The sequence below is a fragment of the Salinisphaera sp. T31B1 genome, assembly GCF_040361275.1.
In the GTDB taxonomy this organism is placed as follows: domain Bacteria; phylum Pseudomonadota; class Gammaproteobacteria; order Nevskiales; family Salinisphaeraceae; genus Salinisphaera.
Genome location: NZ_APNH01000001.1, coordinates 1 through 26,641 on the forward strand (window position 1 = coordinate 1; position 26,641 = coordinate 26,641).

The following is a 26,641-nucleotide window of genomic DNA, read 5'->3' on the forward strand; positions in this document are numbered from 1 at the left end:
CGACGTTTACGTGCGGCTTGTTACGCTCGAATTTGGATTTGGACACGATGCGTTCCTCTTAGGCCTGTTGATTTCGTGTGAGCGCTTCGACAATGTGCGATGGCGCTTGTGCATAGCTGTCGAACTGCATGGTGTAGGTTGCACGCCCCTGGCTCATCGAGCGCAGATCGGTCGCGTAACCGAACATCTCCGACAGCGGCACGGACGCAGACAACTGCTTGCCGGTCGGAATGTCTTCCATGCCCTTCAGGTTGCCGCGACGGCGATTCAGATCGCCCATCACGTCGCCCATGTAGTCTTCGGGCGTCACCACCTCGACATCCATCATCGGCTCAAGCAGAACAGCCGACGCCTTGCGGGCGCCGTCCTTAAATGCCATCGAGCCGGCGATCTTGAACGCGGACTCGTTGGAGTCGACGTCATGATAGGAGCCGTCGTAGAGAGTGACCTTGATATCGACCATCGGATACCCGGCGACCACGCCGTTCTGCATGGCCTCCTGAATGCCCTTATCGACCGCGCCAATGTATTCCTTCGGCACGACGCCGCCCGTAATGGCGTTGACGAACTCGTAGCCCGCGCCGGCCTCTTCCTGCGGCGCGATGCGCAGATAGACATGACCGTACTGACCGCGACCGCCGGACTGACGAACGAACTTGCCTTCCTGTTCGACTTCCTTGCGGATGGTTTCGCGGTAGGCCACCTGAGGCGCACCGACATTGGCTTCGACGCCGAACTCACGCTTCATGCGGTCGACGATGATCTCGAGATGGAGCTCACCCATACCGGAGATGATCGTCTGCGAGGTCTCTTCGTCGGTACGCACACGGAAGGACGGATCCTCCTGCGCGAGCTTCGACAGCGCCACGCCCATCTTCTCCTGGTCGGATTTCGTCTTGGGCTCCACGGCGACGGCGATCACCGGCTCCGGGAACTCCATACGCTCGAGAATGACCTGCGAATCCGGGGCGCACAGCGTATAGCCGGTCGTAACGTTCTTGAGTCCCACGACCGCGGCGATATCGCCAGCGCGGATTTCCTTGATCTCTTCACGGGTGTTGGAGTGCATCTGCAACAGACGGCCGACGCGCTCCTTCTTGTTCTCGATCGGGTTGTACACCGCGTCACCCGACGACAGCACGCCGGAGTAGACACGAATGAACGACAGCGAACCGACGAACGGGTCCGTGGCGATCTTGAACACCAGAGCCGCAAAAGGCTCTTCGTCACTCGCGCCGCGCTCGATCGCCTTGTCCGGATCGTTGGCATCAACGCCCTTGATCGCCGGCACTTCGGTCGGCGCGGGCAGATAATCGATGACCGCGTCGAGCATCGCCTGCACGCCTTTGTTCTTGAAGGCCGTGCCACAGATAGTCAGCGTGATCTCGTTGTTGATCGTACGCTTGCGCAGACCCGCCTTGATCTCGTCGGTGGTCAGCTCACCGTTCTCGAGGTACTTCTCCATGAGCTCTTCGTCGGCTTCCGCCGCGGCTTCGATCATTTCTTCGCGGTACTTCTCCGCGTCGGCCTGAAGATGCTCGGGGATGTCACGCGCCTCGAACGTCCGGCCCGCATCCTCTTCATTCCAGTAGATCGCCTGCATGCGAATCAGGTCGACCACGCCTTCGAATTCGTCTTCGGCGCCGATCGGCAGCTGGATCGTGATGGGCGTGGACGCCAGACGCGTACGCATCATTTCCAGACAGCGCCAGTAGTCGGCACCCAGCTTGTCCATCTTGTTGACGAACACGATCCGCGGCACGTGGTACTTGTTCGCCTGGCGCCACACCGTTTCAGTCTGCGGCTCGACGCCAGCGTTGGCGTCAAGCACGCACACCGCACCGTCGAGCACGCGCAGACTACGTTCGACCTCGATGGTGAAGTCGACGTGGCCGGGAGTATCGATGATGTTGATCCGGTATTGCTCCGGATACTGTTGCTCCATACCCTGCCAGAAACAGGTGGTCGCGGCAGACGTGATGGTGATGCCGCGCTCCTGCTCCTGGGCCATCCAATCCATCACGGCGGCGCCGTCGTGCACTTCGCCCATCTTGTGGGAAATGCCCGTGTAGTACAGGACGCGTTCGGTCGTGGTCGTCTTGCCGGCATCGATATGCGCCATGATGCCGATGTTGCGATAACGCTCGAGGGGGTGTTTGCGGGCCATGTGAATGCTGTCTCTTTGGCTTCTTGCGAAATGGGTCGCGCGAAAAGGTCGCGCGGCTACCAGCGAAAGTGCGAGAAGGCCTTATTGGCGTCGGCCATGCGATGCGTGTCCTCACGCTTCTTGACGGCCGCACCCCGATGCTCGGACGCATCGATGAGCTCGCCGGCCAGGCGCTGCGCCATGGAATGTTCGCCGCGCTTGCGCGCCGCATCGATCACCCAGCGCATGGCCAGCGTGGTACGACGTACCGCGCGCACCTCGATCGGCACCTGATAGGTCGCACCACCGACACGACGCGACTTGACCTCGACAGCCGGGCGCACGTTGTCCAGCGCCTCCTCGAGTACTTCCAGCGGCTCGTCCGTACCCTTTTTGGTACCGATCTGGGTCAGCGCGCCGTAGACGATCGCCTCGGCTTTCGACTTCTTGCCATCTTCCATGATCATGTTCATGAACTTGGCCAGGAGCTCGCTGTGATAACGCGGATCGGGAAGGATTTCGCGACGCGGCGCGGATGCACGACGGGACATAAGCTAGATTTCCGTATTCGTTTGGACGGGTGCGCGAGGTCTAGGACTTCGGCTTTTTGGCGCCGTACTTGGAACGACCCTGGCGACGCGCTTCGACGCCCGAGGCGTCCAGCGCACCACGCACCGTGTGATAGCGCACACCGGGCAAATCCTTGACACGACCGCCACGGATGAGCACGACCGAGTGCTCCTGAAGATTGTGGCCTTCGCCGCCGATATAGCTGGCGACCTCGTAGCCATTGGTCAGCCGCACGCGCGCGACCTTACGCAGCGCGGAGTTCGGCTTTTTCGGCGTCGTGGTGTACACGCGCGTGCACACGCCGCGACGCTGAGGACAGCCCTGCAGCGCGGGGACGTCATTCTTCTGGCGCTTGTCTTTGCGGCCCTTGCGGACCAATTGGTTGACCGTAGACACGTCGTCACCCTGCTCGATCGATGAAAAAAACAAGGCAGTCCGACACAAGCCGGACTGCCGATAGAGGACGGCGGATACTAATGGTGGCAGACCCGGCTGTCAAGGCCGAGCCCGCCACCGCAGTATCACGCCGAATCTTCGTTGGTCGACTCCGCCTCGGAGACGTCCGGTTCGACCGGCGCCGGCTCGGCGGGCTTGGGCGTGAGCGGCCCATGCAGATCCAGCGGACCCATCCGTTCGCGACGACGCTGCTCATGGTATGCCAGCCCCGTACCAGCCGGGATCAGGCGGCCCACGATGACGTTCTCTTTCAGGCCGCGAAGGTCGTCCCGTGCGCCCCGTACGGCGGCTTCTGTCAGCACGCGCGTGGTTTCCTGGAACGACGCCGCCGAGATGAACGACTCCGTCGACAGACTCGCCTTGGTGATGCCCAGCAACAACCGCTCGTAGGTCGCCGGGATCTCGCCCTTGGCTTCCACACGACGATTCTCGGCCAGCAGTGTCTGGTACTCGGTCTGCTCGCCCTGCAGAAAGGAGGTGTCACCGGCATCGGTGATTTCCACCCGGCGCAGCATCTGACGCACGATCACCTCGATGTGCTTGTCGTTGATGCGTACGCCCTGCAGACGGTAGACGTCCTGAATTTCCTTGACCAGATAGTCAGCCAGCTTGGCGATGCCCTGCAGGCGCAGGATATCGTGCGGCATGGGCTCGCCGTCGGAGATGATTTCGCCCTTCTCGACGTGCTCACCCTCGAACACGTTGATCTGGCGCCACTTCGGAATCAGGATCTCGTTCTCATACCCGTCCGAATCGACGATCTTGAGACGCTGCTTGCCCTTGGTCGCCTCGCCGAAGCGAATGGTACCGGCGGCCTCGGCAAGGATTGCCGGAACCTTGGGCTTGCGAGCCTCGAACAGGTCCGCCACGCGCGGCAGACCACCCGTGATGTCGCGCGTCTTGGACGACTCCTGCGGAATACGGGCCGTGACGTCACCGACCACGACTTCCTGCCCGTCCTCGACCACGACGATCGCCTTGGGCGGCAGACTGTAGGCGGCCGGGATTTCCGTGCCCGGGAAGTTCAGCTCGTTGCCGTCATTGTCGATCAGCTTGATGACCGGACGCAGATCCTTGTTCGCCGAACCACGCGACTTGGGTTCGGTGACCACCAGCGTCGACACGCCGGTGATCTCGTCAATCTCGCGCTGAACCGTTACACCCTCGATGAACTCCTCGAACTTCACCTTACCGGCGACTTCCGAGATGATCGGATGGGTATGCGGGTCCCAGTCGGCCAGACGGGCGCCAGCATCCACCTGGTCGCCTTCGGCGACGTGCAGACGGGCCCCGTAAGGGATCTTGTAGCGCTCCTTCTCACGGTAGTTCTCGTCCATGACACCGATCTCGCCGGAGCGCGACACGGCCACGAGATGGCCGCCCTCGGCGTGCTCGACGGTTTTGATGTTATGGAGCTTGACCGTACCGGCGGTCTTGACCTCCACACCATCGGCCGAGACCGCACGGGAGGCCGCACCACCCACGTGGAAGGTGCGCATGGTCAGCTGCGTGCCTGGCTCGCCGATCGACTGGGCGGCGATGACGCCCACCGATTCGCCGATCGAAACCTGCTCGCCGCGAGCCAGATCACGCCCGTAACACTGGGCACAGACGCCGAAGTCAGCCTCACAGGTAATGGGACTGCGTACATGGACCTCGTCGATGGAGTTGGTCTCCAGCAGCTCGACTTCCTTTTCGGCCAGCAGAGTGCCGGCATCGAGCAGGGTATGGTTGGTGGCCGGGTCCACTACATCCGAGGCCAGCACGCGGCCGAGCACGCGCTCGCGCAACGGCTCGACCACATCGCCGCCTTCGACGATCGGGTACATCATGATGCCCTTGTCGGTGCCGCAATCGTGATCGGTGATCACGACGTCCTGCGACACGTCGACCAGGCGGCGCGTCAGGTAACCCGAGTTGGCCGTCTTCAAGGCAGTATCGGCCAGGCCTTTACGCGCACCGTGCGTGGAGATGAAGTACTGGAGTACGTTCAGACCCTCGCGGAAGTTCGCGGTAATCGGCGTTTCGATAATCGAGCCATCCGGCTTGGCCATCAGGCCGCGCATGCCGGCCAGCTGACGGATCTGGGCGGCACTACCTCGCGCGCCCGAATCGGCCATCATGAAAATCGAATTGAAGGATGTCTGATCGACCGCCACGCCTTCGGCGTCGGTGACTTCGTCGGTGCCAAGCTTTTCCATCATCGCGTTGGCGATCTGCTCGTTGGCACGGGACCAGATATCGATGACCTTGTTATACCGCTCGCCCTGGGTCACGAGACCGGAGGTGTACTGATCTTCGATCTCCTTGACTTCGTCTTCGGCGCGCGCGAGCACGGTGCCCTTTTCTTCCGGGATCACCATGTCGCCGACGGCAATCGAAATGCCGGCCTTGGTCGACATACGGAAACCCGTGTACATCAGCTGGTCTGCGAACACCACCGTGTCCTTCAAGCCGACGTTCCGGTAGCTGGAGTTGATCACCTCGGCAACCGTCTTTTTGCCCAGTTCCCGGTTGATCAACTCAAACGGCAGACCCTTCGGCAAGATTTCCGACAGCAGCGCACGGCCCACCGTGGTGTCCACGATATGCGTGATCGGCGTCTGATGGCCGTCCTCGTCGACTTCCGTGTCCTGGATCCGCACCTTCACATGCGCCTGCAGATCAACCTGCTGGGCGTCATAGGCCCGATAGACCTCGGAGACATCGGCAAAAGTCATCCCCTCGCCGAGCGCGTTGACGCGCGAGCGAGTCATCCAGTACAGGCCCAGCACGACGTCCTGGGTGGGCACGATGATCGGCGCACCGGAGGCGGGCGACAGGATGTTGTTCGACGCCATCATCAGCACGCGCGCTTCCAGCTGCGCCTCGATGGACAGCGGGACGTGCACGGCCATCTGATCGCCGTCGAAGTCGGCGTTGAAGGCAGTACAGACCAGCGGATGCAGCTGGATCGCCTTGCCTTCAATCAGCACCGGCTCGAACGCCTGGATACCCAGACGATGCAGGGTCGGCGCACGGTTGAGCATGACCGGATGCTCGCGGATGACTTCCTCGAGCATGTCCCAGACTTCCGGCTCTTCACGCTCGACCATCTTCTTGGCGGCCTTGATCGTGGAGGCGAGCTCCAGACGCTGCAGGCGCGAATAGATGAACGGCTTGAACAGCTCCAGCGCCATCTTCTTGGGCAGACCGCACTGGTGCAGCTTGAGCGTCGGGCCGACCACGATGACCGAACGGCCCGAGTAGTCGACACGCTTGCCGAGCAGGTTCTGACGGAAACGGCCCTGCTTGCCCTTGATCATGTCGGCCAGCGACTTGAGCGGGCGGCGGTTGGACCCGGTGATCGCACGGCCGCGACGGCCGTTGTCGATCAGCGCATCCACCGATTCCTGCAGCATGCGCTTTTCGTTGCGCACGATGATGTCCGGCGCGTTGAGCTCCAGCAGACGCCGCAGACGGTTGTTGCGGTTGATCACGCGACGATACAGATCGTTGAGATCCGAGGTCGCGAACCGCCCGCCATCCAGCGGCACCAGCGGACGCAGGTCCGGCGGCAGCACCGGCAGCACGCGCATGATCATCCATTCGGCCTTGTTGCCCGACTGCTGGAAGTACTCCAGCAGCTTCAGGCGCTTGCCAAGACGCTTGATCTTGGTCGCCGAACCGGTGGCCGACAACTCTTCGCGCATGCGCTGAGCTTCGGCGGCCATGTCCATGTTCTTGAGGATATCGAGCACGGCCTCGGCGCCCATCTTGGCGTCGAATTCATCGCCGTACTGCTCGACCGTATCCAGATACTCTTCTTCCGAGAGCAGCGAATTCGGCTCGAGCGGCGTCATCCCGGGGTCGGTGACCACGTAGGCCTCGAAATACAGCACGCGCTCGATCGCTCGCAGCGGCATGTCCAGCAGCAGACCGATACGGGACGGCAGGCTTTTGAGGAACCAGATATGGGCGACCGGCGACGCCAGGTCGATATGACCCATGCGCTCGCGACGAACCTTGGTCTGGGTGACCTCGACGCCGCATTTCTCGCAGATCACGCCGCGGTGCTTCATGCGCTTGTACTTGCCGCACAGGCACTCGTAGTCCTTGACCGGGCCGAAGATCCGGGCACAGAACAGACCGTCGCGTTCGGGCTTGAACGTACGGTAATTGATGGTCTCGGGCTTCTTGACCTCACCGAACGACCACGAACGGATCGTCTCGGGCGAGGCCAGGCCAATCTTGATGGCGTCGAACTCTTCGACGTCTTCGGCGCTCTTGAACAGATTCAGCAGATCTTTCATGTCCTACTCCGGATCGTGAGGGGCTACGCAGGTCACACGACGATGGGCACCGTCGCGAACGGCCCGGCCAGGCCGGGCCGTCGCACCCGTCACTAATCGTCTTCCTCGAGTTCGATATTCAGGCCGAGCGAACGGATTTCCTTGGTCAGCACGTTGAACGACTCCGGCATGCCGGCATGCATCTGGTGATCGCCGTCGACGATGTTCTTGTACATGCGGGTACGACCCGTCACATCGTCCGACTTCACCGTGAGCATTTCCTGGAGCGTGTACGCCGCGCCATAAGCCTGCAGTGCCCAGACCTCCATCTCGCCGAAGCGCTGGCCGCCGAACTGCGCCTTGCCGCCCAGCGGCTGCTGGGTGACCAGGGAGTACGGGCCGGTCGAGCGGGCATGCATCTTGTCGTCGACCAGATGGTTGAGCTTGAGCATGTACATATAGCCGACCGTGACCGGACGCTGGAACTGCTCGCCGGTCCGCCCGTCGATCAACGTCGCCTGGCCGGATTCGGGCAGGCCCGCCAGCTTAAGCAGGGCCCGGATCTCGTCCTCGTTGGCCCCGTCGAACACCGGGGTGGCCGTGGGCATGCCGCCCACCAGATTGCCGGCCAGGGTGAGCATCTCGTCGTCGTTGAGGCTGTCGATGTCTTCCTGGGCGCCACCTTCGGTGTAATACGCCTTCTTCAGGAACTCGCGAATCTCGCCGACGGCCTTCTGCTGCTCGAGCATTTCGCCCACACGCAGCCCGATACCGCGTGCCGCCCAGCCCAGATGCGTCTCCAGCACCTGACCGATGTTCATGCGCGACGGCACACCCAGCGGGTTGAGCACGATATCGGCGGGGGTGCCGTCTTCCAGATACGGCATATCCTCGACCGGCACGATCTGCGAAATCACGCCCTTGTTGCCATGGCGGCCGGCCATCTTGTCGCCGGGCTGGACCCGACGCTTGACTGCCAGATAGACCTTGACCATCTTCAGCACGCCCGGCGCGAGCTCGTCGCCCTGGGTGATCTTCTCCTTCTTCGAGGTGAAACGACGCTCGAAGTCGGCCTTCTGATCCTTGAGCCGTTGTGCGATGGCTTCCAGCTGGGACTGGGCCGACTCATCGGCCAGACGGATATCGAACCACTTGCCGCGATCCAGACCGTCCAGATAGTCGGCCGTGATCTTCGCATCAGCCTTGAGCTTGTTCGGGCCGCCGTCGGCGACCTGACCCAGCAGCATGGAGCGCAGACGATCGAACAGATCGTCTTCGAAGATACGCTGTTGATCGGCCAGATCCTGGCGTACCTCGCTGAGCTCGTCTTCCTCGATAGACAGGGCACGTGCGTCCTTCTCGACGCCGTCGCGCGTGAACACACGCACATCGATGACCGTACCATCCATGCCCGGCGGCACCCGCTGCGAAGAGTCCTTCACGTCGGATGCCTTCTCGCCGAAGATGGCCCGTAGGAGCTTTTCCTCCGGGGTGAGCTGGGTCTCGCCCTTCGGCGTGACCTTGCCCACGAGAATATCTCCGGCCTTGACCTCGGCGCCGATGTAGGCGATGCCCGACTCGTCCAGTTTGCCCAGCGCGGACTCGTTCACGTTCGGGATGTCCGACGTGATCTCTTCCGGCCCGAGCTTGGTCTCGCGCGCGACGCAGGTCAGCTCCTCGATGTGCACCGAGGTGAAGCGGTCTTCCTCGACCACGCGCTCCGAAATCAGGATCGAATCCTCGAAGTTGTAGCCATGCCAGGGCATGAAGGCGACCAGCAGGTTCTGACCCAGCGCGAGCTCGCCCATATCGGTCGACGGCCCGTCGGCGAGCACGTCGCCGCGCTGGATCCGATCGCCCGGCTTGACCAACGGCTTCTGGTTGAGACACGTGTTCTGGTTCGAACGCGTGTACTTGACCATGTTGTAGATATCGACACCGGCCTCGTCGGCGGACGTCTCTTCGTCATAGACACGCACCACGACACGCGAAGCGTCGACCTTGTCGACCACGCCGCCGCGGCGCGCGGTGACCGCGTTGCCGGAGTCGATCGCCAGCTTGCGCTCGATACCGGTACCCACCAACGGCTTATCGGCACGCAGGCACGGTACGGCCTGGCGCTGCATGTTCGAACCCATCAGCGCACGGTTGGCGTCGTCGTGCTCGATGAAGGGCACCAGCGAAGCGGCCACCGACAGAATCTGCTTCGGGCTGACGTCCATGTACTGGACGCGGTCCGGAGAGGCCATCGTGAACTCGTTGAGATGACGGCAGGAGACCAGCTCGTCGACCAGCGCGCCGGACTCGTCGACGCGAGCGTTGGCCTGGGCGATGACATACCGGCCTTCCTCGATCGCCGACAGGTACTCCACCTCGTCGATCGCCTTGCCGTCCACGACCTTGCGATAGGGCGTTTCCAAAAACCCGTATTCGTTAGTCCGCGAGTAGACCGAAAGGGAGTTGATCAGACCGATGTTCGGGCCTTCCGGTGTCTCGATCGGGCAGATACGGCCATAGTGGGTCGGATGTACGTCGCGCACTTCGAAGCCGGCACGCTCACGGGTCAGACCACCCGGCCCGAGCGCGGACACGCGGCGTTTGTGCGTGACCTCGGACAGCGGATTGTTCTGATCCATGAACTGCGACAGCTGCGACGAACCGAAGAATTCCTTGACCGCGGCCGCAACTGGCTTGGCGTTGATCAGGTCCTGGGGCATCAGGCCTTCGGATTCGGCGATCGACAAGCGCTCGCGCACTGCACGCTCGACACGCACCAGACCGGTACGGAAAGCGTTTTCTGCCATCTCACCCACCGAGCGCACTCGACGGTTGCCCAGATGATCGATATCGTCGGTCGTGCCCACGCCGTTGCGGATCGACACCAGCTCGCGAAGCACCGCAATGATGTCTTCCTTGGAAAGCACCGATTCACCGGTGGCCTCCTCGCGGCCCAGACGGCGATTGAACTTCATGCGACCCACGGCCGACAGGTCGTAGCGATCCGGATTGAAGAACAGGTTTTCGAACAGGTTCTCGGCCGAATCCTTCGTGGGCGGCTCGCCCGGACGCATCATGCGGTAGATCTCGACCAGTGCTTCAAGCGGCGTGGTCGATGGGTCGACCATCAGCGTGCTCGAAATATACGGACCGTGATCCAGATCGTTGACGTACAGCGTGGGCACGTCCTTGATGCCGGCCATGCGCAGCGCATCGACCAGCTCCTCGGTCAGTTCGGTATTGGCGGCGGCCAGTTCCTCACCGGTATCGGTGTCGATGATCGCGCGCGCCAGGATCTTGCCCACAAGATAGTTCTCGGGAACTTCCAGCTTGTCGACGCCGGCCTCCTCGAGCTTCTTGATATGGCGCACGGTGATACGACGGCCTTCCTCGACCACCACATCGTTGCCCGCCTTGATGTCGAAAGTAGCGGTCTCGCCGCGCAGCCGCTCGGGCACGAGTTCCATTTCCACGCCCTTGTCGGACAGATGGAACATGTTGGTCTCGTGAAAGATCTCGAGCATCTGCTCGGTGTCATAACCGAGCGCGCGCAGGAGGATCGTCGCCGGCAGCTTGCGGCGACGGTCGATACGCACGTAGACGTTGTCCTTCGGGTCGAACTCGAAGTCCAGCCACGACCCGCGATAGGGAATCACGCGCGCGGAATAAAGATACTTGCCCGAGCTGTGCGTCTTGCCGCGGTCGTGATCGAAGAACACGCCGGGGCTGCGATGCAGCTGATTGACGATGACACGCTCGGTGCCGTTGATGATGAAGGTGCCGGTGTCGGTCATGAGCGGCATTTCGCCCATGTAGACTTCCTGCTCCTTGATATCCTTGACCGGCTTGGGGTTGGCCTTGCTGTCCTTATCGTAGATGATCAGACGCACGGTGACCCGCAGCGGCGCCGAGTAGATCATGCCGCGAACACGGCATTCCTTCTCATCGAAGACAGGCTCGCCCAGACGGTAGCTGACATACTCCAGGGCAGCACTACCCGAATGGCTGGCCATCGGGAACACCGACGAGAACGCCGCATGAAGGCCGGCGAGCGCGCGCTTTTCGGGATTGAGATCCTTCTGCAGGAACTGCCGGTACGAATCGATCTGGGTTGCCAGCAGGAACGGCATCTCCAGAACGGACGGCTGTTTTGCAAAGTCCTTGCGGATGCGTTTTTTCTCGGTAAACGAGTAGGCCATGTCACTCAACCCTCTGGTTGGACTTACCACGAAACGGCTTCAAGTTTTCGTGGCCGGATAGCGCGCGCGGCGAGCAGCGGCAACGGGAAAAGGCCGGCAGCGTTGCCGCTACCAGCCATTCTCCCAGATGCGTCAAGTTATTGCGTAATGCAATATCTTTTCGCTACCTGCCTTACTTGAGCTCGACCTTGGCGCCGGCTTCTTCAAGCTTGGTCTTCATCTCTTCGGCTTCGGCCTTGTCGACGCCTTCCTTCAGAGTGGCAGGCGCGGACTCGACCATTTCCTTGGCTTCCTTGAGGCCCAGACCGGTGATCGCACGGACCGCCTTAATCGCGGAGACCTTGTTGTCCCCGAAGCTGGCCAGCACGACATCGAACTCGGTCTGCTCTTCGGCAGCGGCGGCTTCGCCGCCGGCAGCGCCACCAGCGGCCACGGCCACCGGCGCAGCGGCGGACACGCCGAACTTCTCTTCCATCATCTCGACGAGCTCGACGACGTCCATCACGGACATCTCGGAGATCGCTTCGAGTACTTCTTCCTTGGTTGCAGCCATCATAGACTCCTAATACGTTTGGGGCCGACAGGCCCGATTCAAATACTTCAAGCAGCCTGCTTTTCGTCGCGGACTGCGGCCACGGTACGGCTGAGTTTGGCGACCGGCTCGCGGGTGGTGCGGGTCAGCTTCTCGATGGGTGCCTTCATGGCACGCATCAGCTGAGCCAGCGCCTCGTCACGAGTCGGCAGCTTGGCCAGGCGATCGAGCTGCTCGCCGGGCAGCAGCTGCCCGTTGAACGAAATCGCCGTAACCTTAAGGGCGTCGTTGGACTTGCGAAATTCGCTGACCACACGTGCCGCCGAACCCGGATCTTCCAGAGAGAACCCCAGAATCACCGGCCCGACGAACGCATCGCTCATGCATTCGTAGTCCGTGCCCTTCAATGCCAGCTTGGCCAGATTGTTCTTGATGACCTTCAAATACGCTCCGCCCTGGCGGGCGTTCACGCGAAGGGCATCCATCTGACCGGCCGTGAGACCGCGGTATTCCGCAAGCACTGCGGAATGCGCGCGCGTCGCCACGTCACTGACTTCTGCCACCATGGCCTGCTTGGCTTGAAAACTCATGGCCATAGTCATCACTCCTAGACATACCGACAGACAATCTGCCGGAGGATTGATCGGGCTCGCCGGAACGAACCCTTTCTCGACGACTGCCGCTCTCGCCGGCGAACCGGATCGAACGGCTTACGTCATCTGCGTAGGCTGGCGTCGTCGCCTTTAAGGGCCGAAACCTTCGGCCCGCCTAACGGTCTTTGACGACGCAGCCACCTAATGGAGCTGACTGCGCTGCAAAGAACTCGGTTGCCACGCCGGCACGCCTACGACGCGCCGGCAAATGTGGCTTATGCCGCAGTAGTCGCACCCGGATCCACGGCAAGGCCCGGACCCATGGTGGTCGACAGCGACACTTTCTTGAAATACACACCCTTGGCGTTGGCCGGCTTGGCCTTTTTCAGATCTGCGATCAGCGCATTCAGATTCTCGATCAACGCCTGGTTGTCGAAGCTCGTCTTGCCGATCGCACAATGAATGATGCCGGCCTTGTCGGTACGGTACTGCACCTGACCCGCCTTGGCATTGCGCACTGCGGTTTCGACATCGGCTGTGACCGTGCCTGTCTTCGGGTTCGGCATCAGGCCTTTCGGACCCAGAATCTGACCCAGACGGCCCACGACGGGCATAGCATCCGGCGTGGCCACGACCACGTCGAAATTGATCTCACCAGCCTGGACCTGCTCGGCCAGGTCGTTCAGACCCACGACGTCGGCACCGGCGGCGGTTGCCTTGTCGGCGTTTTCACCCTGGGTGAACACGGCGACACGCACGCTCTTGCCGGTGCCATTGGGCATGACGGTCGAACCGCGAACGTTCTGATCCGATTTGCGCGCGTTCACGCCCAGGTTGACGGCAACTTCGACCGACTCCTGGAACTTCGCGCTGGCCAGCTTCTTCAGCAGTTCGAGCGCCTCCTCGACCGGATATACCTTGACCGGGTCGATCTGCTCGCGGATGGCCGCCTTGCGCTTGGACATTTTCGCCATGACTTAGCCCTCCACCTTGATGCCCATGGAACGGGCACTGCCGGAAATGATGCGGACCGCTGCGTCCATATCGGCCGCATTGAGATCCGGCCATTTGGTCTCGGCGATCTCTTCGACCTGCGCACGGGTCACGGTACCGACCTTGTCTCGCAGCGGATCGGCCGCGCCGGACTTGATGTTCGCGGCCTTCTTGAGAAGGATCGCCGCCGGCGGGGTCTTCTTGATGAACGAGAAGCTGCGGTCTGAGAACACGGTGATCACCACCGGCGTCGGCAGACCCGGCTCCATGTCCTGCGTCTCGGCGTTGAACGCCTTGCAGAACTCCATGATGTTGACGCCGTGCTGACCCAGGGCCGGACCCACGGGCGGGCTCGGATTGGCCTTGCCGGCCGGGATCTGCAGCTTGATATAGCCTGCAATCTTCTTAGCCATGACTACTCCTTCAGGTTCTGACGCCGCGGGCCTGACCCGGGCTCCCTGTGATGATTGAAATCGCTACCCGCCGCACGACGGACAACGGCACACATGCAACGCGCTGACGCGACGCTAGCTTTTCTCGACCTGATCGAACTCCAGGTCGACGGGCGTCGAACGCCCGAAGATCGTGACCGCCACGCGCAGACGGTTCTTCTCGTAGTTGACTTCCTCGACCACGCCGTTGAAATCGGCGAACGGGCCGTCGATGACGCGCACTTCCTGGCCGGGCTCGAACACGGTCTTGGGCCGCGGCTTTTCGACAGATTCCTCGACCCGATTGAGAATCTGGTCGGCCTCGGCATCGGAGATCGGCGCCGGCCGGTCAGCCGTTCCGCCGATGAAGCCGAGCACGCGCGGCACGCCCTTGACCAGATGCCAGGTGTCGTCGTTCATCTCCATGTGCACGAGCACATATCCGGGGAAGAACTTGCGTTCAGTCGTCCGGCGCTGGCCGTCCTTGATCTCGACGACCTCTTCGGTCGGCACGAGAATGTCGCCGAAGTAGTCTTCCATGCCGTGGCGGGCAGCGTGCTCCTTGAGAGAGTCGCGCACCTTCTTCTCGTACTGCGAGAAGGCGTGAACCACATACCAATGCTTGGCCATAAGTTTCTGCCTTGCGCGCCTAGACGCGACCGGTAAGCAAAGTGACAGCCCATGCCAGCACGATATCAAGCGCCCAGATGAAGATCGCCAGAATCAGCACGACCACCACGACCATGAGCGTTGTCTGCACGGTTTCGCGCCGCGTCGGCCAGACCATGCGACGCATCTCGGTGCGCGCGCCCAGACAGTAGGACCACGCCGATTTGCCGACAGCGGTCTGCAACGCGATGAGCACCGCCACCACGACGCCGCCCAGCAGACCCAGCACGCGCACCACGTCGGTGTGCGCGGTGAAGTAGTAGTAGCCGACCATGCTTGCCAGCAGCACGGCAATGGCGAGCCATAGCAGCGCCGTATCGAGCACTGAACTCGTACGTTGTTCTTGGGTTGCCATCGACGATTCGACCGAAAAAAGGAACGATTTCGCTTCGCGTGGCAGGCCAGGAGGGACTCGAACCCCCAACCTGCGGTTTTGGAGACCGCTGCTCTGCCAATTGAGCTACTGGCCTAAGCGCGAAACTTTATCGCCCGCGAAAAAGGACGGCGGATGTTATCACAGATTTGCCGTTTGACAACTGCGTGCGACACCCATGTGTCGCAGACGACAAGGCCGCAGGCGTCATCGGCTGTGCCGATGACGCCTGCGGCCCGATCGGACCCGCTACGATTCTATGCCGTGATCTTGGTAACGACGCCGGCACCGACGGTGCGGCCGCCTTCACGAATGGCGAAGCGCAGGCCTTCTTCCATCGCGATCGGGTGGATCAGCTCCACATTCATCGTGACGTTGTCACCCGGCATCACCATCTCGGTGTCCGCCGGCAGCTCACAGGCGCCCGTGACGTCCGTGGTGCGGAAGTAGAACTGCGGGCGGTAGCCCTTGAAGAACGGCGTGTGACGGCCGCCTTCTTCTTTCTTCAGCACGTACACTTCGCACTCGAACTTGGTGTGCGGGGTGATGCTGCCCGGCTTGGCCAGCACCTGACCGCGCTCGATGTCTTCGCGCTTGGTGCCGCGCAGCAGCACGCCGATGTTGTCGCCGGCCTGACCCTGGTCGAGCAGACGACGGAACATTTCGACGCCCGTGACGGTGGTCTTGGTCGTGGGGTTGATGCCCACGATCTCGATCTCGTCGCCGACGTTGACGATGCCGCGCTCCACACGGCCGGTGGCCACCGTGCCACGACCGGAGATCGAGAACACGTCTTCGACCGGCATCAGGAACGCGCCGTCCACGGCACGCTCGGGCTCCGGAATGAATTCGTCCATGGCGCGCACGAGCTTGGCGATGGCTTCCGTGCCGAATTCGCCTTCGTCGCCTTCCAGTGCCTTGAGCGCGCTGCCGATGATCACCGGCGTGTCGTCGCCGGGGAACTCGTAGGCGTCGAGCAGCTCGCGCACTTCCATTTCCACCAGCTCGAGCAGCTCTTCGTCATCGACCATGTCGGCCTTGTTCAGGAACACGACGATATGCGGAACACCGACCTGACGCGAAAGCAGGATGTGCTCTCGGGTCTGGGGCATCGGGCCGTCGGCGGCACTCACCACCAGGATCGCGCCGTCCATCTGGGCGGCACCCGTGATCATGTTCTTGACGTAGTCGGCGTGACCCGGGCAGTCCACGTGCGCGTAGTGACGCGCTTCACTTTCGTATTCGACGTGCGACGTCGAAATCGTGATACCACGCGCCTTCTCTTCCGGCGCCTTGTCGATCATGTCGAACGCCGACAGCTCCGAACCGAACAAACGGTTCGAGACCACCGTCAACGCGGCCGTCAAAGTCGTCTTGCCATGGTCGACGTGACCAATCGTGCCGACGTTTACGTGCGGCTTGTTACGCTCGAATTTGGATTTGGACATTGCTCGCCTTTCGTCTTGGTTGCCGTGGATTATCGAGCCGCGCGCATCGCACGCTACGCCTCTTCGCCCGCGGCCTCGGCATGTTCGACCGCGACGCCGACCTTTCGATCGGCGAATAGTGGAGCCCATGACCGGACTTGAACCGGTGACCTCTTCCTTACCAAGGAAGTGCTCTACCGCTGAGCTACATGGGCCTAAATCGTCAAGCGCATCGCGATGCGCAAACTGGAGCGGGCGACCGGGATCGAACCGGCATCATCAGCTTGGAAGGCTGAGGTTCTACCATTGAACTACGCCCGCGCTGTCAACCGCTTAATTCTCGCCACACCCGGCGCTGCCTCGAAGAGCGCTGCCTGGGGTGGCGATGCACCCGCAAAACCGTGCCTATGCAAAGCCGCTCACGAGAACGCTCCAGGGAGGAGGATCATTCGGCGCTGCCGCCTCGTCGAACCCCTGTCGGCTCGGACACCTCCTACAACCCTCACGTACTCAAAACCGCCTGATGAAGCCGCTCGAATCTTGCGAGTTTCAGATTTTATGGTGGAGGGAGGAGGATTATTCGACGCTTCGCGTCTCACCCTGCGGGCCGGTCGCGTACCGCGACCCTTCTCGGTCGCTTCGCGCCCTCGTCGAACCTCTATCGGTTCGAACCCTCCTCGGTCCGGCTTTTCACTCGCCGCGACCACCAGTCCTTATCTTCCTGCTGCGATGTATCAAATGGTGGAGGGAGGAGGATTCGAACCTCCGAAGGCTGAGCCGACAGATTTACAGTCTGTTCCCTTTGACCGCTTGGGTATCCCTCCACAATCGAGCCGCGCATTGTTGGGAATCACGGGCCGAATGTCAACCGCTAATCGACAACCGCAAGGTTGCGGATGCCCGTATCATGACTACAACCGACCCGCCCGTCACGAACGCCCAAGAGAAGGCGCCATGGACATCAAGCAATTACAGTATCTTGTGGCGCTCGCCGAGGAACGCCACTTCACCCGCGCCGCCGAGCGCTGTCATGTCACGCAGCCCACGCTGTCCGGGCGCATACGCCAGCTCGAACAGGAGCTCGGCGTTCCGATCGTCGAGCGTGGCCAGCGCTATCACGATCTAACCCGCGAAGGGCATCGCGTGCTGCAGTGGGCACAGGCGATCCTGCGCGACTGCTCGGCCATGGAAGAAGAGCTCACCGCATTGAAAGGCGGCCTGGCCGGCCGCCTGGCACTCGGGGTCGTGCCTTCGGCGCTGCCCATGGCGGTCAGCCTGACCAGCCAGATGCGCGAGCGCTATCCGGATGTGACGTTTTCGGTTTACTCCCGCACGTCGGACGAGATCCTGCGCGAGATCCAGGAGTTCCAGCTGGATGCCGGCATCACCTATCTCGACAACGAGCCCGTACGGCACATGCACACCGCCGAGCTGTATATCGAGCGCTATTGCCTGTTCGTGCCCGACACACACCCCTGGCGCGCACGCGAGACGATCGGCTGGCATGAGGCGGCTGGCGAGCCGCTATGCCTGCTCACCCCAAACATGCAGAACCGCCGGATCATCGACCATGCGTTCGAACTGGCGCAACGCCTGCCCGTGGTGCCGGTGGAAACGGATTCGATCATCAATGTCTGGGCCCATATCAAGTTCGCCGGCCTGTGCAGCATCCTGCCCGCCTACTTCAGCGAACTGCTGGGCCCCGACGCCTCGATCCGCGCGGTGGACCTCGAAAACACCGAGCCGTCGTATCGCGTCGGGCTGGTTACCCTGGCACGCGAGCCGCTGTCGCCGCTGGTATCGGCGCTATTCGAGTTGTGTCGCGATAGCGAGCCGTTTCCATTGACCCCGCGTTGCGGCGCGCGCGAGTGATCTCTGCCGTCAGGCCGGTTCGCCCGTCTGGCTCGACCGGATCGAGTCGATCGCCGCAAGGACCAGTGGATGCAAGCCTTCGCCGCCGGCCGCTGCGTAGGCCAGCAACTGAGCCTTCATGCGCGGCTCCCAGAATTTGCGGATATGGCCTTCCACGCCCTCCTCAGCCCGCTGCTGCGGATAAACCTTGAAATAGTCGGCGATCTGGTTGGCCTGACGCACCATTTTGTCGTCATCCATCGATAAGCTCCTCGTGTACTGCGAAAGACCCTGCGTCGGCCCCGGAAAAATCCACCAAAGCCCGCCGCCGGCGCGACGCCACCGAACGCGACGCCGCGCCGCGCGCCGAGGGCGCGCTGGCGCTACTCGGCTGGCTCCCAATCCGAGTCGCCTGCGCCCACGCCGGCCGCGACGCTGTCCGGGTCGCGTACCGGCTGATCGCCCTCGATCTGCTGCTGGCGTTCACGCGTGTCCAGATAACGCTGCTGCCACTCGGACAACGTGTTGCACGGGCGCACTTCAACGGCCGTGACCTTGTACTCCGGGCATTCGGTGGCCCAGTCGGAGAATTCGGTGGTCACGACGTTGGCCGCGGTCTCCGGAAAATGGAAGGTGGTATAGACCACGCCCGGCGTCATGCGCTCGCTGACCTTGGCACGCAGAGTGGTTTCACCCATACGCGAGGCGACCGCCACGAGGGTGGCGTCCTTGATCCCTCGCAGTTCGGCGTCGGATGGATGGATCTCAAGCCAGTCTTCGGCATGCCACAAACGATTGGCGGTCCGTCGGGTCTGGGCACCCACGTTGTACTGAGACAGGATGCGACCCGTGGTCAACAGCAGCGGGAAACGGCGGTTCGCGCGCTCCTCGGTCGGCTGGAACGGCGTGAGCATGAATTTGCCCTTCCCGCGCACAAAATTGTCCACGTGCATCACCGGCGTACCTTCCGGGTTGTCGTCGTTGCACGGCCATTGCACGCTGCCCAGTGCGTCGATCTTGTCGAAGTTCACACCCTTGAAGGTCGGGGTGGTGCGTGCGATCTCATCCATGATCTCGGACGGATGGCTGTAATTCATGGGATAACCCAGCCCCTGGGCCAGCAACTGGGTGATCTCCCAGTCGGCATAGCCGGCGGGTGCGGTCTTGATCTTGCGCACCCGATTGATACGCCGCTCGGCGTTGGTGAACGTGCCGTCCTTTTCAAGGAACGTTGAGCCCGGCAGGAACACATGAGCGTAGCTGGCGGTTTCGTTCAGAAAAATATCCTGAATGATCACGCATTCCATGGCCGCCAGGCCCGCGGCGATATGCTTGATGTTGGGATCGGACTGGAGAATATCCTCGCCCTGTACATACAGCGCCTTGAACGTGCCGTCGGTGGCGGCGTCGATCATGTTGGGGATGCGCAGCCCCGGCTCCGCATCGATGGCCACGCCCCACTCCGCCTCGTAGATATCTCGAACGCTCTGGTCGGAGACATGCCGATAGCCGGGCAGTTCGTGCGGGAACGAGCCCATGTCGCAGGAGCCCTGCACGTTGTTCTGACCGCGCAGCGGGTTCACACCCATGCCGGGACGGCCGATGTTGCCGGTGGCCATCGCCAGATTGGCCATGCCCATCACCATGGTCGAACCCTGGCTGTGCTCGGTCACGCCCAAGCCGTAGTAGATCGCACCGTTGCCGCCGGTGGCGTAAAGCCGAGCGGCTTCGCGCAGAATCGATGCGGGCACGCCCGTATACTGCTCGGTGTTCTCTGGGCTGTTCTCTTCGCGCAGGATGAACTCGCGCCAGCCCTCGTACTCGTCGATATCGCAGCGCTGCTCGACGAATACGCGGTTCTCCAACCCTTCACTGAGAATGGTATGCGCCATGGCATTGACCAGCGCGACGTTCGTGCCGGGCTTGAGCTGCAGGTGATAGTCGGCCTGGACATGCGGTGACCGCACCAGATCGATCGCACGTGGATCGACGACGATCAGGCGTGCGCCTTCCCGCAGACGGCGTTTCATCTGCGAGCCGAACACCGGATGCGCATCGGTGGGGTTGGCGCCAATCACCAGGATCACGTCGCATTGCTCGACAGACACGAAATCCTGGGTGCCGGCCGACGTGCCGAAGGTGGAATTCAACCCGTAGCCGGTCGGCGAGTGACAGACCCGGGCGCAGGTGTCGACGTTGTTGGTCCGGAACACGGCCCGTGCCAGCTTCTGGACCAGATATGTCTCTTCGTTCGTGCACCGCGACGAGGTGATGGCGCCCAGTGCCCCGCGCCCGTACTCGTCGCGGATCGCATTGATCTTGTCGACCGAGAAACCGATCGCCTCATCCCAGCTGACCTCCCGCCAGGGATCGGTGATCCGTTCTCGGATCATGGGCTTGGTGATGCGATCCGGATGGTTGGTATAGCCCCAGGCGAAACGACCCTTGACACAGGAATGGCCCTGGTTTGCCTTGCCTTCCTTGGCCGGGACCATGCGAACGACATCATCGCCCTTGAGCTCGGCGTTGAACGAACAGCCTACGCCGCAGTAGGCACAGGTCGTAGTGACCGACCGATCGGGCACGCCTTTCTCGATGACATCCTTCTCGACCAGCGCCTCGGTCGGACAGGCCTGCACACACGCGCCGCAGGACACGCATTCCGAATCCAGGAAGTTGTCGCTGTCGGTACCTGCGCTGATCATCGAAGCGAAGCCGCGGCCGTCCACGGTGAGCGCGAAGGTGCCCTGGGTTTCGTTGCAGGCCCGCACACAGCGCGAGCACACAATGCAGCGGCTGGCGTCGAAATCGAAGTAGGGATTGGAATCGTCGACGACCGCGCCCTGATGGTTTCGACCGTTCTTGCCGTAGCGGTTCTCGGTGACCCCGAGATCGCGGGCAAGCCCCAGCAATTCGTCGTCACCCACGCCGTCATCCGGCGTCTTGGTCGACCCAGCATGATCCGACATGTAGAGCTCGATCACGCCGCGGCGAATCTGGTTGAGCTTGTCGGTCTGAGTGGCGACCTTCATGCCCTCGGCGACCTGGGTGGTGCACGATGCCGGGTAGCCCTTGCGGCCGTCGATCTCCACCAGACACAACCGACATGAGCCAAACGGTTCAAGCATGTCCGAAGCACAGAGCTTGGGCACATCGATCCCGGACTCGATGGCGGCCCGCATGACCGAAGTGCCCTCGGGCACGGTCACCGACTGGCCGTCGATCTCAAGCGTGATCTGGGTATCGGACGCGCGCTCGGGCGTGCCGTAGTTGATCGGATTCACAGATGCCATGGCGACCTCCTGTTCGTGTCGTTATGGCCGAGCGGTTGACGCTAGGCGGTGACGGCGGGCTCGGCCACGCCGAAATCCTGCGGGAAATGGTTGAGCGCCGAGAGCACGGGGAACGGCGCCATGCCGCCGTGCGCGCACAGCGAACCGTTGATCATGGTGTCGCACAGCTCGCGCAACAGCGCGATATCGGCATCGGTATCACGGGCTTCGATGATGCGATCGATGACTTCCTGTGCGCGCACCGAACCCACGCGACAGGGCGTGCACTTACCACAGGATTCGATATCGCAGAACTCCATGGCGAAACGCGCCTGCTGGGCCATATCGACCGTATCGTCGAAGACCACAACGCCGCCATGGCCGATCATCGCCTTGACCTCGGCCATCTCTTCATAGCCCAGCTCCGTATCCAGATGGGCCACGGGCACATAGGCGCCCAACGGCCCGCCGACCTGAACTGCACGCACCGGACGACCACTGGCCGTGCCGCCGCCGATCGCGTTGATCAGATGATCGAGCGTCACGCCGAACGGCATTTCGTAGAGCCCGGGCCTGGCTACATTGCCGCAGAGCTGAATGGTCAGCGTCCCGCGCGACTTGTTGATGCCCAGATCCTGATAATTGGCCGCGCCCTGAGCCATGATGGCCGGGACGCTGGACAGCGTGATGACGTTGTTGATGACCGTGGGCTGGCCCATGAATCCCTGAATGGCCGGCAACGGCGGTTTGAAGCGCACCAACCCACGCTTGCCCTCCAGCGATTCCAGCAGCGAGGTCTCCTCCCCGCAGATATATGCGCCGGCGCCGATACGCACCTGTATATCGAACGCCTTGCCGGAGCCGAACACATCGTCGCCGAGCATGCCCTCGGCACGCGCGACTTCGAGCGCAGCCCTGAGCGTGCGTTCGGCGTCGGGATACTCCGAGCGCAGATAGATATAGCCGTGCTCGGCGCCCACCGCGATACCCGCTATCGCCATACCCTCGAACAGGGTGAATGGGTCGCCTTCCATGATCATGCGATCGGCATAGGTGCCCGAGTCACCCTCGTCGGCGTTGCATACGACATATTTGGGCGAGCCCGGCGCATCGTGCACCGTCTGCCACTTGATACCGGTGGGGAAGCCGGCGCCACCGCGTCCGCGCAGGCTGGACTCCTTGACCGAATCCACGATCGCCTGACCGCTGTTGGCCAGCGCGGCACGCAGCCCCGCCGATCCGCCATGCGCCACGAACGCCGGCCAGTCCAGCGGGTCGATCACGCCGCAGCGGGCGAACGTCAAACGGCGCTGACCCTGCTCGCGCAACAGCGTATCGATGTCGCCCACATAGGCCGTATGCGACTCGAAGTCGCCGGCTTCGACGGCAGTAAGCACTGCACCTGCCTCGTCGGCCTGGACCGGGCCGAAGCCGACACGACGGCCTTCGTGCTCGATCTCGACGAGCGGCTCGAGCCAATAGAACCCGCGTGAGCCGGTACGCACCACTTCAGCGCCGTCGGCACGTGCGATGGCCGCCGCCGTTTCCTCGGCGCCGATGGAAACCGCCGCACTGTCCTTGGACACGAAGTATTTCATGACGGGGCCCCCGCGCGCTGACCGCTGAACAAGCCAGCAACTCGCTCGGGGCTCATGCGCCCGATGGTGCGACCGTCCAGCTGGACAGACGGCGCGCAGGCACAGTTGCCCAGACAGTAGACAGCCTCCAGCGCCACGTCGGCGTTGGCCTGCGAGGCCGTACTGGCCGCCGACCAGACCTCGCGCCCGCCGACCGACTGACATGCCTCGGCACGACAGACCTTGAGGGTATGCGTCGCCTGTGGCTTGCGATGGAAATCGTGATAGAACGTCACCACGCCATAGACCTCGGCGCGCGACAGATTCAGCTCGTCGGCAATCTGCTGGATCGCGTCATCGGGCACATGGCCGTAATGCGCCTGCACGTCGTGCAGAATCGGCAGCAGCGGACCATTGCTGGCCGCATGGATCGCACAGATCGCCGCGACCTGCGGATCGACCTTGCCGTTACTCCTCGCCATCGTTTCGACCTTTTATCGGTGTTATGCACGGTAATCGGGCATGTCGCGACAACACGCCGTGAATCACAGCAATACACTTCGTCGAAACCCTGTCAAATCGCCGCCGTCGATGACGTGATCGGCGCTGGCTATGGTGCACCGCAACGATGCTGACGGGGCAATGTGTGCACCGTGGCTGCACATCGCAACGCCCGGCGATCCTGCAGACACGCCGGGTCTCGGCGTACGCTGCCGGCGGATGAGAACGCGCCGCATCGCCCGACCATCGTCACGCGACAGCCGTCGGGGCACCGGAGCACCGTCTACGAAAAAACAAGAGTGGAGCCGGCGACAGGAGTCGAACCCGCGACCTACTGATTACAAATCAGTTGCTCTACCAACTGAGCTACGCCGGCATTTGAGGAGCGCGTGCTAGCAATGAAGATGAAGCACGCGAGGCGTTATTCTGAACGCTCGGCGACGACATGGCCAGCCCGCGATGCCCGCTCGGCGTGCACGGCCAGACCTTCGAGCACCAGATGGGGGGCGACTTGCCAGGGCCGAGCCAGTCGCGGCGCGACCAGGGTCGCCTCGCCGCCTGTCAACAGCAGCCGCTCGGGGAGGAGTTCGGCTGCAGCCGCGTCCAGCAACGCGATCGCGCAGCGCAGCGTGCCCGCGGCGATCGCGCTGTCGGTATCGCGAGCCAACCAGGCATGCTCGTCGGGCGTATGCGTCGGACGCAGCTGGGTCGCCCGGCGCAGCGCCACCCGCATGCTGTTCACGCCCGGCGCGATCAGGCCCCCGCCATGCGCGCCGTCGGCGTCCACCCAGTCGAGGGTGAGTGCCGTGCCGACATCGGCGACCAGCACCGTGCCCTGGCCGCGCGCCTGTGCGGCGATGCAGGCCATCCAGCGGTCGACGCCCAAACGCTCGGGCTCGGCATAGCCGTTGACCAGATCACCCGAGCGGGCCTGGCTGGTGACCCGATGGAGCGCCAGCCCCGAGCGCCGGGCGAACCCGGTCAGCGCTTCGAGCGCGCTGTCGTGAGCCACCGTGGCGACATAGATCGCGCGAATATCGGCCTGGGGCAACGCGGACGTCCAGTCCGGTGAGCCTTCACGCCAGATCGCGCCGGTATCGGCCAGCACACCATCCCGCGCCAGGCCCCATTTCACCCGTGTGTTGCCGATATCGACCAGCAGATTCACGAGGCCACCCGCAGGCTCACATCGCCCGAATAGACCGCAACCATTTGGCCGTCGATCTCGACCCGTAGCGCGCCGTCGTCGGCGATGCCGCGGGCCACCCCCTGCCGTTCGCCACGCGCCTCGATGACGCGCACCGGCCGGTCACGTACACGATCGTATGTCGCCCAGCGCTCACGGAACACCGCAAAGCCATCTGCTTCGAATTCGATCATCGCGGTCAGCACGGCCTCGAGCATCGCCGCGGCCAGGCGATTGCGCTCGGGCAGAACCTCGCAGTGATCGGCCAGCCGCGTCCAGGGTTGATCGATAGCGCTCGCCTGGGCCGGCTCCATGGCCACGTTCAAGCCCAGACCGACGATCAGCCGCGCGCCGCCGCCCACCTCGCCGCGGTGTTCTATGAGAATGCCGCCGAGCTTGCGCTCGCCGGCCCACAGATCGTTCGGCCACTTGAGCGCGATGTCGGTCGCGCCCAGGGCTTCCAGCGCCTCGGCGACGCGGGCGCCTACCGCCAGGCTCAACGCGCCGAGCGCGGCCGGCGCGGCGTGCATCTCACGCGCCACCGACAGATAGAGATTCGCCGCGAACGGCGAGGCCCAGGCACGCTGAGCGCGCCCCCGTCCAGCCGACTGGTACTCGGCCAGACACGCCCGCGTGACCCCGCCCGGCCGCCGGGCCAGTTCCGCGTTGGTCGAGTCCAGCCGTTCGGCGACCACCAGCTCATCGAGTGCGGCAGCGCAGGCGCCGCTCAACCCACGCCGGATACGCGTGGCATCGAGCAGTTCGATCGGCATCCGCAGCCGATAGCCCCGCCCGGCCACCGAATAGATATCCAGACCCATGGCGCGCAGATCGGCGACCCGCGCCGATACGGCGGCCCGGCTGACGCCCAGGTGCGCTGCCAGCGCCGGCCCGGCATGCCATTGTCCGTCGGCCAGCAGCCTCACCAGGCTCGCGACGGTCATCGACGCCGCCGCAGCATGGCCCGAGCGAACCGATTCTCGTTGCCCGCCCGCATACGCCGTATGTTCTCGCGGTGGGTGTAGACGATCACGACCGTCATTGCCACGACGAACCACTTCGCCGCCACCGTAGCCGCCGGCGCGACCAGCACGGCCAAGGCCACGGCCAGCATGCCGAGCATCGTCGCCAGGCCGACGAACCCGCTGGCCACGAGCGTAGTCACCCATACCGCGAACCCGACCAGCAGTGCGCCGGGCAGGAGCACGAGCAGGACACCGATCAGCGTAGCGGCGCCCTTACCGCCACGAAAGCCGAAAAACACCGGGTAGACATGGCCGATCACCGCCGCCGCCCCGCAGGCCAGTGCCACCGCCGGGGAAACACCCGCAATCAACGGGAGCAGCCCGCCGGCAACCATGCCCTTGACCAGATCGAACACCAGTACGGCCCCACCGAAGCCGCGGCCGCCGGTCCGCAACGCGTTGGTCGCGCCGGCGTTGCCGCTGCCCAGCGTACGCGGATCGGCCTGACCGAAGGCGCGCGCCAGCAGCAGGCTTCCCGACAGGGAGCCGATCAGATAAGCGCCCGCAATCACGAACGCGACGAGCAGCGTATGCATGCCGTTCTCCTGCAAACTTCGACCCGACGCCGGGCG

The 26,641-nt window shown here is 63.0% G+C and carries 20 protein-coding genes, 5 tRNA genes and 1 other RNA gene; 1 reads left to right on the plus strand and 25 read right to left on the minus strand.

The features are described from left to right. Window positions 1-58: 58 nt before the first annotated feature. From fusA to T31B1_RS00085, 17 genes are all read right to left on the minus strand, one after another. A complete protein-coding gene (gene fusA / locus T31B1_RS00005) occupies window positions 59-2,167 on the minus strand; it encodes an elongation factor G (protein WP_353247410.1) in 2,109 nt (702 codons plus the stop codon). A 56-nt stretch (window positions 2,168-2,223) separates the two neighbouring features. After that, window positions 2,224-2,697 (minus strand): 30S ribosomal protein S7, encoded by a 474-nt coding sequence (rpsG, locus tag T31B1_RS00010; protein ID WP_353247411.1) that lies wholly within the window; start codon window positions 2,695-2,697, stop codon window positions 2,224-2,226. A gap of 40 nt (window positions 2,698-2,737) precedes the next feature. Further along, window positions 2,738-3,112 (minus strand): 30S ribosomal protein S12, encoded by a 375-nt coding sequence (gene rpsL, locus T31B1_RS00015; RefSeq protein ID WP_120097584.1) that lies wholly within the window; start codon window positions 3,110-3,112, stop codon window positions 2,738-2,740. Window positions 3,113-3,237: 125 nt separating this feature from the next. Then, window positions 3,238-7,464: a DNA-directed RNA polymerase subunit beta' gene (rpoC, locus tag T31B1_RS00020; RefSeq protein WP_502950900.1), complete on the minus strand. Its 4,227-nt coding sequence runs from the start codon at window positions 7,462-7,464 to the stop codon at window positions 3,238-3,240. 92 nt (window positions 7,465-7,556) lie between these two features. Beyond that, on the minus strand, window positions 7,557-11,639 hold the full coding sequence (gene rpoB / locus T31B1_RS00025; RefSeq protein ID WP_353247412.1) for a DNA-directed RNA polymerase subunit beta: 4,083 nt from the start codon (window positions 11,637-11,639) through the stop codon (window positions 7,557-7,559). Window positions 11,640-11,811: 172 nt separating this feature from the next. Further along, a complete protein-coding gene (gene rplL / locus T31B1_RS00030) occupies window positions 11,812-12,192 on the minus strand; it encodes a 50S ribosomal protein L7/L12 (RefSeq protein WP_353247413.1) in 381 nt (126 codons plus the stop codon). Between the two features lie 47 nt (window positions 12,193-12,239). Further along, complete coding sequence (gene rplJ, locus T31B1_RS00035; protein ID WP_353247414.1) at window positions 12,240-12,767, minus strand: 50S ribosomal protein L10; 528 nt, start codon at window positions 12,765-12,767, stop codon at window positions 12,240-12,242. Window positions 12,768-13,039: 272 nt separating this feature from the next. Further along, on the minus strand, window positions 13,040-13,738 hold the full coding sequence (rplA, locus tag T31B1_RS00040) for a 50S ribosomal protein L1 (RefSeq protein ID WP_353247415.1): 699 nt from the start codon (window positions 13,736-13,738) through the stop codon (window positions 13,040-13,042). Window positions 13,739-13,741: 3 nt separating this feature from the next. After that, on the minus strand, window positions 13,742-14,170 hold the full coding sequence (gene rplK, locus T31B1_RS00045) for a 50S ribosomal protein L11 (RefSeq protein ID WP_353247416.1): 429 nt from the start codon (window positions 14,168-14,170) through the stop codon (window positions 13,742-13,744). Between the two features lie 114 nt (window positions 14,171-14,284). Next, on the minus strand, window positions 14,285-14,818 hold the full coding sequence (gene nusG / locus T31B1_RS00050) for a transcription termination/antitermination protein NusG (protein WP_353247417.1): 534 nt from the start codon (window positions 14,816-14,818) through the stop codon (window positions 14,285-14,287). Window positions 14,819-14,837: 19 nt separating this feature from the next. Then, window positions 14,838-15,212, minus strand: a complete 375-nt coding sequence (gene secE / locus T31B1_RS00055) for a preprotein translocase subunit SecE (RefSeq protein WP_353247418.1) — start codon at window positions 15,210-15,212, stop codon at window positions 14,838-14,840. A gap of 39 nt (window positions 15,213-15,251) precedes the next feature. Continuing rightward, window positions 15,252-15,327 (minus strand) — tRNA-Trp (locus T31B1_RS00060). A 160-nt stretch (window positions 15,328-15,487) separates the two neighbouring features. Further along, window positions 15,488-16,678 (minus strand): elongation factor Tu, encoded by a 1,191-nt coding sequence (gene tuf, locus T31B1_RS00065; RefSeq protein ID WP_353247419.1) that lies wholly within the window; start codon window positions 16,676-16,678, stop codon window positions 15,488-15,490. A gap of 119 nt (window positions 16,679-16,797) precedes the next feature. Beyond that, window positions 16,798-16,872: transfer RNA gene (locus T31B1_RS00070), tRNA-Thr, on the minus strand. A gap of 32 nt (window positions 16,873-16,904) precedes the next feature. After that, a tRNA-Gly gene (locus T31B1_RS00075) sits at window positions 16,905-16,978 on the minus strand. 238 nt (window positions 16,979-17,216) lie between these two features. Further along, a non-coding RNA gene (locus tag T31B1_RS00080) (RtT sRNA) lies at window positions 17,217-17,350 on the minus strand. Window positions 17,351-17,396: 46 nt separating this feature from the next. After that, window positions 17,397-17,481 (minus strand) — tRNA-Tyr (locus T31B1_RS00085). A 130-nt stretch (window positions 17,482-17,611) separates the two neighbouring features. On the opposite strand from T31B1_RS00085, the gene T31B1_RS00090 reads away from it, so the two are divergent. Then, complete coding sequence (locus tag T31B1_RS00090; protein WP_353247420.1) at window positions 17,612-18,529, plus strand: LysR family transcriptional regulator; 918 nt, start codon at window positions 17,612-17,614, stop codon at window positions 18,527-18,529. 9 nt (window positions 18,530-18,538) lie between these two features. Here T31B1_RS00090 and T31B1_RS00095 read toward each other — a convergent pair whose 3' ends face one another. From T31B1_RS00095 to plsY, 8 genes are all read right to left on the minus strand, one after another. Beyond that, complete coding sequence (locus T31B1_RS00095) at window positions 18,539-18,769, minus strand: formate dehydrogenase subunit delta (RefSeq protein ID WP_353247421.1); 231 nt, start codon at window positions 18,767-18,769, stop codon at window positions 18,539-18,541. A gap of 122 nt (window positions 18,770-18,891) precedes the next feature. Continuing rightward, window positions 18,892-21,801, minus strand: coding sequence for a formate dehydrogenase subunit alpha (gene fdhF, locus T31B1_RS00100; protein WP_353247422.1), 2,910 nt, complete (start codon window positions 21,799-21,801; stop codon window positions 18,892-18,894). 41 nt (window positions 21,802-21,842) lie between these two features. Further along, window positions 21,843-23,378: an NADH-ubiquinone oxidoreductase-F iron-sulfur binding region domain-containing protein gene (locus T31B1_RS00105; RefSeq protein ID WP_353247423.1), complete on the minus strand. Its 1,536-nt coding sequence runs from the start codon at window positions 23,376-23,378 to the stop codon at window positions 21,843-21,845. Then, window positions 23,375-23,839: an NAD(P)H-dependent oxidoreductase subunit E gene (locus tag T31B1_RS00110; RefSeq protein WP_353247424.1), complete on the minus strand. Its 465-nt coding sequence runs from the start codon at window positions 23,837-23,839 to the stop codon at window positions 23,375-23,377. Before T31B1_RS00110 ends, T31B1_RS00105 begins: the two co-directional genes overlap by 4 nt. Window positions 23,840-24,158: 319 nt before the next feature. Next, window positions 24,159-24,234, minus strand: a tRNA-Thr gene (locus T31B1_RS00115). Window positions 24,235-24,279: 45 nt separating this feature from the next. Next, a complete protein-coding gene (locus T31B1_RS00120) occupies window positions 24,280-25,026 on the minus strand; it encodes a type III pantothenate kinase (protein ID WP_353247425.1) in 747 nt (248 codons plus the stop codon). Continuing rightward, the gene (locus T31B1_RS00125; RefSeq protein ID WP_353247426.1) at window positions 25,023-25,988 is read right to left on the minus strand and encodes a biotin--[acetyl-CoA-carboxylase] ligase; all 966 of its coding nucleotides are present in this window, start codon (window positions 25,986-25,988) and stop codon (window positions 25,023-25,025) included. The genes T31B1_RS00120 and T31B1_RS00125 overlap by 4 nt, the downstream gene beginning before the upstream one ends. After that, entirely contained in the window at window positions 25,985-26,605 is a 621-nt protein-coding gene (plsY, locus tag T31B1_RS00130; protein WP_353247427.1) for a glycerol-3-phosphate 1-O-acyltransferase PlsY, read from the minus strand. Before plsY ends, T31B1_RS00125 begins: the two co-directional genes overlap by 4 nt. Window positions 26,606-26,641: the final 36 nt, after the last annotated feature.